The organism is Allosphingosinicella sp. (assembly GCF_046295735.1).
GTDB lineage: Bacteria > Pseudomonadota > Alphaproteobacteria > Sphingomonadales > Sphingomonadaceae > Allosphingosinicella.
On record NZ_JBKBMQ010000016.1, the window covers coordinates 82,830 to 90,111 of the forward strand.

The following is a 7,282-nucleotide window of genomic DNA, read 5'->3' on the forward strand; positions in this document are numbered from 1 at the left end:
CTAGTTCTTCGTCAAGCTCGGGCGAGCCGCGTGCGGGGGTGATCGGTGACGGGCGAGATGCACGGTTCCTTCTGGCGCCTCGCCGGATGCTGGCGGGCGAGGCGCGGCGTATCGCTTGGCACAGGCTGGATTTTTGGGAAGCCACCCCGCCAGACGGAAGCCACCGGCTGCCTGAGGGCACAAGAAAACCGCGTGATTTCCGCTCCATAGCCACAAGCCCGGGGTGGCTTGCGGGTGGCTTCCTGCTGGGCTGCGGAATCCACCCGGAGTCCACAGGCGATCCACCGTGGAGTCCACCGCAGGATCCACTCTCCTGGCGGCCACCAGCGCCGGTGCCGCCGCTCCCGCGTTCCTGACCCCTCATCGGTTCCTCTTTTCCATGACCCTTGCCTTTGCCCCCGACCGGATCGAGACGTGGCCGCTTGCGCGCCTCAAGCCCTATGCCGGGAACGCGAAGCAACATGGGGCCGAGCAGGTGGCGCGGATCGCCGCCAGCATGGCCGAGTTCGGCTGGACCGTGCCCTGCCTGGTGGCCGAGGACGGCGAGCTGATCGCGGGCCATGGCCGCGTTCTGGCGGCGAGCCAGCTCGGACTGACCGAGGCGCCGGTGATCGTGCTCGGGCATCTCACGCCCGCCCAGCGCCGGGCCTACCGCATCGCCGACAACCGGCTGACCGACCTCGGCACCTGGGACGAGGCGCTGCTCTCGGCCGAGTTGCAGGCCCTGCTGGCCGAGGACTTCGATCTGGGGCTCACCGGCTTCGATGATGGTGAGCTCGACCGGCTGCTGGCGCTCGATCCGGATGCCGGCGATGAGGATGGTTCGGCTTCGGTCCCGCTGGTGACCATCCCCGAGCCGCCGCGCAACCCGGCGTCGCAGACGGGCGATCTCTGGATCCTCGGGCACCATCGGCTGCTCTGCGGCGATGCCACGAACCATCAGGATGTGCGCCGCCTGATGAACGGCGAGCGCGCCGTGCTCTTTGCCACCGACCCGCCCTATCTGGTCGACTACGACGGCGCGAACCACCCGACGCGCAAAAAGGACTCGAGCCGATCGTATGGCGTGACCTGGGACGACAGTTCGCAGGGCGCGGAACTCTACGACGGCTTCATCGCCGCCGCGGTCGCCGAGGCGATCACCGAGGACGCGGCCTGGTATTGCTGGCACGCCTCGCGCCGCCAGGCGATGCTGGAGGCCTGCTGGGAGAAGGCCGGTGCCTTCGTGCACCAGCAGATCATCTGGGTGAAGGACCGCGGGGTGCTCACCCGCTCGCATTACCTCTGGAAGCACGAGCCCTGCTTCATGGGCTGGCGCCGCCCGCACCGTCCGCCCAAGGTGGCCGAGGAAACGCTGCCCTCGACCTGGGAGATGGCTGTGCCTGCCGGCGAGGAGCGGCCCGATCATCCGACGCCCAAGCCGCTCGATGCCTTCGCCATCCCGATGCGCCAGCACGTCGAGCGCGGCGGGCTTTGTTATGAGCCGTTCTCCGGCTCGGGCACGCAGATCATGGCGGGCGAGGCCAATGGCCGACGCGTTCATGCCATGGAGATCAGCCCGGCCTATGTCGATGTCGCGGTCGAGCGCTGGCAGGCCGCCACGGGCCGCGAGGTGATCCTCGAAGGCGACGGGCGGACCTTCGCCGAGGTGAAGGCCGAGCGGCTTTCCGCCGCGCCGCAGACCGCCGCCGAGAGCGCCGGTGCACGGGCGGAGGAGGCGGCGAGCGGATCGAAGCCGAAGCGCAGGCGGGCAGGACAGGGATGAAGCAGTCCCGTCTCATGTCGCTGGTGGAGGCGCTGGCCAATGTCGTGGTCGGCTACGGCGTCGCGGTCATCACGCAGATCCTGATCTTTCCGCTGTTCGGCCTCAATGCGACGCTGGCGCAGAACCTGATGATCGGCGCCATGTTCACGCTGCTGAGCCTTGCGCGCTCCTATGCGCTGCGGCGGCTGTTCGAGCAGCTGCGGGAGCGCCAGACGATGGGGCAAGGATCGGCAAGGCCTGATCGGTCGGCGACATGACTGCCAACGGCACTTCTTCCCTCATGGGCATGAGCGAGCGGCAATATGCGGCCCATGCCGGCATCTCGCGCGGCGCGGTGCAGAAGGCGCGCGCTGCCGGCAGGCTGGTGCTGCATCCCGACGGCTCGATCGATGCCGCCGCTTCCGATGTGCGCCGCGCCGAGACCACCGATCCGGCCAAATCCCGCCGTGGCCCGGCAGAGCGCGTCAGGCCCGTGTCCGAGGCCGCCGTCGCCGCCGTGGGCGAGACGCTGCGCGAGCAGGGGCTTGCCGCGCCGCCGGCGAACAGCCCAATGACCTTCCTCCAGGCCCGCACCGCCAACGAGGTGCTGAAAGCCCAGGAGCGGCGCATCCGGCTGCAGAAGCTCAAGGGCGAGCTGGTCGAGCGCGCCCGCGCCGAGGCGCTGGTCTTCCGTCTGGCGCGCGAGGAGCGCGAGGCATGGATCACCTGGCCGGCGCGGGTGGCCGCGCTGATGGCGGCCGAGCTCTCGGCCGCGTGCAGCAGGACCATCGGCCAGGACATCACGATCGAGGCGGCGGCGATGCAGAAAGCCCTGGAGACCCATGTCCGCAGCCACCTCGAGGACCTCGGCGCGCCGCGCGCACCCAAGCTCGGCTGAGCAGCCGGAGCATGAGGACTTCGCCGGGGCCGATGCCATCCTGCGCGCCTGGGCACGCGGGATCGCGCCCGATCCGCTGCTCGCGGTCTCCGCCTGGGCCGATCGCCACCGGATGCTCGCCCCGCGCGCCTCGGCCGAGCCGGGGCGCTATCGCACGGCGAGAACGCCCTACATGCGCGAGATCATGGACCGGCTCGGTCCGCACGATCCGGTGCAGCGGGTGGTGTTCATGAAGGCCGCGCAGGTGGGCGCGACCGAGGCCGGCAACAACTGGATCGGCTATGTCATCCACCAGGCGCCGGGGCCGATGCTCGCGGTCCAGCCCACGGTGGAGCTGGCCAAGCGCCATTCGCGCCAGCGCATCGATCCGCTGATCGCCGAGAGCCCGGCGCTGCGGGAGCGGGTGAAGCCTGCCCGAGCCCGCGATGCCGGCAACACCATGCTGTCGAAGGAGTTTGCCGGCGGCATCCTGATCCTCACGGGGGCCAACTCGGCCGTGGGCCTGCGCTCGATGCCGGCGCGCTACATCTTCCTCGACGAGATCGACGCCTATCCCGCCTCGGCCGACGAGGAGGGCGATCCGGTGAGCCTCGCCGAGGCGCGCTCGCTCACCTTCGCCCACCGGCGCAAGGTGCTGCTGGTCTCGACGCCTACCATCCGCGGGGTGAGCCGGATCGAGCGCGAGTTCGAGGCCTCCGACCAGCGCCGCTTCTTCGTGCCCTGTCCGCATTGCGGGGCGATGCAGTGGCTGAAGTTCGAGCGGCTGCGCTGGCACAAGGGCAAGCCCGAGACGGCGGAATATGTCTGCGAGGGCTGCGAGGCGCCCATCGCCGAGCACCACAAGACGGCGATGCTGGAAGCCGGCGAATGGCGCGCCACCGCCGTTGCCGCCGATCCTGCCACGACCGGCTACCATCTCTCGGCGCTCTACTCGCCGGTGGGCTGGCTGAGCTGGGCGCGGATCGCGCGCAGCTGGGAGGCGGCGCAGGGCGCTGACGAGGCGATCAAGGTGTTCCGCAACACGGTGCTGGGCGAGACCTGGATCGAGAGCGGCGAGGCGCCCGACTGGCAGCGGCTCTACGACCGCCGCGAGCCGTGGAAGGCCGGCACCGTGCCTGCGGGCGGGCTGTTCCTGACCGCCGGGGCCGACGTGCAGAAGGACCGCATCGAGGTCGATGTCTGGGCCTGGGGCCGCGGCCTCGAAAGCTGGCTGGTCGATCATATCGTGATCGAGGGAGGGCCGGACCGGCAGGAAGCCTGGGACCGGCTGACCGCGCTCCTCGACCAGCCCTGGCCGCACGAGCACGGCGCGCAGCTGCGCATCGCGCGGCTCGCGATCGACACGGGCTACGAGGCCCCGGCGGTCTATGCCTGGGCGCGCAGCGTCGGCTTTGCCCAGGTCGCAGCCGTCAAGGGGGTGGAGGGGTTCAACCGGGCAAGCCCGGTCTCGGGGCCCACCTATGTCGATGCGACCGAGAACGGACGGCGCCTGCGCCGCGGCGCGCGGCTGTGGACGGTGGCGGTCTCGAGCTTCAAGGCCGAGACCTACCGCTTCCTGCGGCTCGCACGCCCGACTGCCGAGGAGCGCGCGGCCGGCGCCGGCTTCCCGCCGGGCACCATCCATCTGCCCGACTGGATCGAGAGCGAGTGGCTGCGCCAGCTCACCGCCGAGCAGCTAGTCACCGTGCGCAACCGGCGCGGCTTCGCCCGGCTCGAATGGCAGAAGCTGCGCGAGAGGAACGAGGCGCTCGACTGCCGGGTCTACGCCCGCGCCGCTGCCTGGATCGCCGGCGCCGATCGCTGGGGGGAAGCCCGGTGGCGCGATCTCGAAGGCCAGGTGGGTTCGCCCGATCGGTGTGCCCCGGTGACGCCAGAGACTGCTGGTTCTCACCCCGGCACGCCAGGGATCGCCTCCGCGGGTCTGGTGCGACGCGCGCCAACCCGGCGCGGCCGACGGGTGATCACGCCCAGCTATCTGAGTTGAGACCAGGACAATGACGCTTGAGGACATGATCGCGCGCCGCGATGCGCTGCTCGCCGCCCGTTGGCGCGGCGTGCGCACCGTCGAGATCGAGGGGCGGCGCATCACCTATGCGACCGACGCCGAAATGGCCTCCGCCCTCGGCGACCTCGAACGGCGGATCGCCGAGGCGCAGGCCGGCGCGCGCCGCCGCATCGTTCGCACGACGGCAAGCAAGGGGCTGTGACCTGTGCCGGGATCGATCACGCGGTGGCGCCGCCGCATCGGCGCACTGGTGGGCGGCTTCGAAGCGGGGCAGGCAAGCCGCAGGCTGCGGCACTTCCAGCCGAGCCGGGCGCATCTCAACACGCTGATCGCGGCTGCCGGCGCCGACATCACCGCGCGCGCCCGCTGGCTGGTGCGCAACAACGGCTATGCGGCGAACGCGATCGAGAGCTGGGCCGGCAATGTGGTCGGCGACGGCATCAAGCCGTCCTCGCTGATCGCTGACGCCGATCTCAAGGCGCGCGTGCAGCGGCTCTGGCTCGACTGGACCGACGACAGCGATGCGGAGGGGTTCACCGATTTCTACGGCCAGCAGCGGCGCGCCGCGCGCGAGGTGTTCATCGCCGGCGAGGTGTTCCTCCGCTTCCGTCCGCGCCGGCCCGAGGACGGGCTCGTGGTGCCGCTGCAGCTGCAGATGATCCCTTCCGAGATGCTGCCGCTCAGCCGCAACGAGCAGCTTCCCGGCGGCAATGTCGTCCGCCAGGGCATCGAGTTCGATGGCATCGGCAGGCGCGTTGCCTATCACTTCCTGCGCCGGCACCCGGGCGACGTGACCGATCCGGGGCTCATGGGCGAGACCGTTCGTGTTCCTGCATCCGAGGTCATCCACGTGATCGATCCGGTCGATGCCGGGCAGCTGCGGGGCGTCTCGCGCTTCGCGCCGGGGATCGTGAAACTGTTCCTGCTCGACCCGTACGACGACGCCGAGCTCGACCGGAAGAAGGTCGCGGCGATGCATGCGCTCTTCATCACCACGCCGGCGCCGGCCGAGCCCTTTGACATCGCCGAGAGCGATGAAGGCGGCGAAAGGACGATGGACCTGCAGCCCGGCCAGATCGTGATGCTGGAGCCGGGCGAGGAGGTGCAGACCTCGGCTCCGGCGGATGTCGGGCAGACCTACGAGCCGTTCCAGTACCGCACGCTCCTGCAGGTCTCGGCGGCGCTCGGCATTCCATACGCATATCTGTCGAACGACATGTTGAAGGCGAACTACTCGAACTCGCGCCTGGCGCTCTTGGAGTTCCGCCGTCGGGTCGAGGCCTATCAGCACGCTGTCATGGTCTGGCAGATCTGCCGGCGCGTCTGGGCGCGCTGGATGGATACGGCGGTCATGGCCGGCGCTCTCGACCTTCCCGATTACGAGGCGCGCCGCCGTGACCACATTGCCTGCTCGTGGCTGCCGCCGAAATGGGACTGGGTCGATCCGCTGAAGGACGCGCGCGCCGAGATCGAGCAGATCGAGGCGGGGCTCAAGAGCCGCACCCAGGCCCTCGCCGAGCGCGGCTACGACGCCGATCAGGTCGATGCCGAGATTGCTGCGGACCGTGCGCGAGAGCGGAGCCTCGGGCTCGCGTTCGCCGGCGCGCGCACCGATCCGGTTCTGGCCGATACGGAACAGCCGGCAAGCGCACCAGCTGCCGATTGAGGACTCCCATGAGATCATACCTTCCTGTGCTGGCCCGGCTTGTCCGCGGACCGCTGGCGATCGCGCCGCGCGCCTTGCGCGCCATTGAACTAGCCGCGCAGACTTCACCGGCGCGGGGCGCGCTCGACGGACTGCTCGCGGTCGATCCGACCATTGATGCGCGATCCGCGAACACGCCGATCCTCCCCGATACCGATCGGTCGGCATCGCGCGGCTTCACCCTGACCGACAGCGGCATCGCCGTGGTGCCGGTGCTCGGTCCGCTGGTGAGCCGAAGCGACTGGCTGACGGCGCTCTTGGGCGCGACCGATTACGGCGCGATCGGCAGCGCCGTCGCGGCGGCGCTCGCGGAACCCTCGGCCCGCGCCGTGCTGCTCGAGCTCGACTCGCCGGGCGGCGAGGTGGGCGGTCTGTTCGATCTGGTGGAACGTGTCACCTCTTTGCGCGAAGCCGCGCAGAAGCCGCTCTGGGCTGTCGCGAGCGAAAGCGCGCTGTCGGCTGCCTTTGCCATCGCGAGCGCCGCCGACCGCCTCTATGTCAGCCGCACCGGTGAGGTCGGTTCGGTCGGCGTCGTCGCCATCCATGTCGACGAGAGCGCCGCCGACGCGATGGCCGGACTCAAGTGGACGCTGATCCATTCCGGCGCGAAGAAGGTCGATGGCAATCCCCACGAGCCGCTCTCGGATACGGCGTTTTCGGCGATCCAGGCGGATGTCGACGCGCTCCATGCCGACCTCGTCACCCTGGTGGCGCGCAATCGGAAAATGAGTCCCGACGCCGTGCGTGCCACCGAAGCCGCGATCTATCGGGGGCAGCGCGGCATCGACATCGGTTTTGCCGACCGCCTCGGCAGCGTCGACCAGGCCCTCGCCGACCTCGCCGCGACGCTCGATCGACCGGTCCGAAGCCGAGGTCTCGCCCCGGCGAAGGCAGGCGCCCAGCGGCGCACCTCTGCCGTTCAACCTCCAA

Annotated in this window: 7 protein-coding genes; all 7 read left to right on the forward strand. The window is 70.1% G+C overall.

The genetic code is table 11. The features are described from left to right. Positions 1–286: 286 nt before the first annotated feature. On the forward strand, positions 287–1,765 hold the full coding sequence (locus ACK4K7_RS14450) for a site-specific DNA-methyltransferase (RefSeq protein ID WP_431867059.1): 1,479 nt from the start codon (positions 287–289) through the stop codon (positions 1,763–1,765). After that, positions 1,762–2,022, forward strand: coding sequence for a DUF7220 family protein (locus ACK4K7_RS14455; protein WP_431867060.1), 261 nt, complete (start codon positions 1,762–1,764; stop codon positions 2,020–2,022). The genes ACK4K7_RS14450 and ACK4K7_RS14455 overlap by 4 nt, the downstream gene beginning before the upstream one ends. 29 nt (positions 2,023–2,051) lie before the next feature. Further along, positions 2,052–2,642, forward strand: coding sequence for a hypothetical protein (locus ACK4K7_RS14460; protein ID WP_431867062.1), 591 nt, complete (start codon positions 2,052–2,054; stop codon positions 2,640–2,642). Further along, positions 2,587–4,626, forward strand: coding sequence for a phage terminase large subunit family protein (locus tag ACK4K7_RS14465; RefSeq protein ID WP_431867064.1), 2,040 nt, complete (start codon positions 2,587–2,589; stop codon positions 4,624–4,626). Before ACK4K7_RS14460 ends, ACK4K7_RS14465 begins: the two co-directional genes overlap by 56 nt. Before the next feature lie 10 nt (positions 4,627–4,636). Continuing rightward, positions 4,637–4,849 carry a phage head-tail joining protein gene (locus ACK4K7_RS14470; protein WP_431867066.1) on the forward strand — a complete coding sequence of 71 codons (213 nt, stop codon included), beginning with the start codon at positions 4,637–4,639 and terminating at the stop codon, positions 4,847–4,849. Between the two features lie 3 nt (positions 4,850–4,852). Then, positions 4,853–6,313 (forward strand): phage portal protein, encoded by a 1,461-nt coding sequence (locus ACK4K7_RS14475; RefSeq protein ID WP_431867068.1) that lies wholly within the window; start codon positions 4,853–4,855, stop codon positions 6,311–6,313. Between the two features lie 8 nt (positions 6,314–6,321). Then, positions 6,322–7,282: S49 family peptidase (locus ACK4K7_RS14480; RefSeq protein ID WP_431867070.1), on the forward strand; the 961-nt coding region annotated here is incomplete at its 3' end.

What these genes read in the sequence shown, in the direction of transcription:
- ACK4K7_RS14465 (WP_431867064.1), top strand. Translation starts at nt 2,587, where the DNA reads ATGTCCGCAGCCACCTCGAGGACCTCGGCGCGCCGCGCGCACCCAAGC.
- ACK4K7_RS14460 (WP_431867062.1), top strand. Translation starts at nt 2,052, where the DNA reads ATGAGCGAGCGGCAATATGCGGCCCATGCCGGCATCTCGCGCGGCGCG.
- ACK4K7_RS14470 (WP_431867066.1), top strand. Translation starts at nt 4,637, where the DNA reads ATGACGCTTGAGGACATGATCGCGCGCCGCGATGCGCTGCTCGCCGCC.
- ACK4K7_RS14455 (WP_431867060.1), top strand. Translation starts at nt 1,762, where the DNA reads ATGAAGCAGTCCCGTCTCATGTCGCTGGTGGAGGCGCTGGCCAATGTC.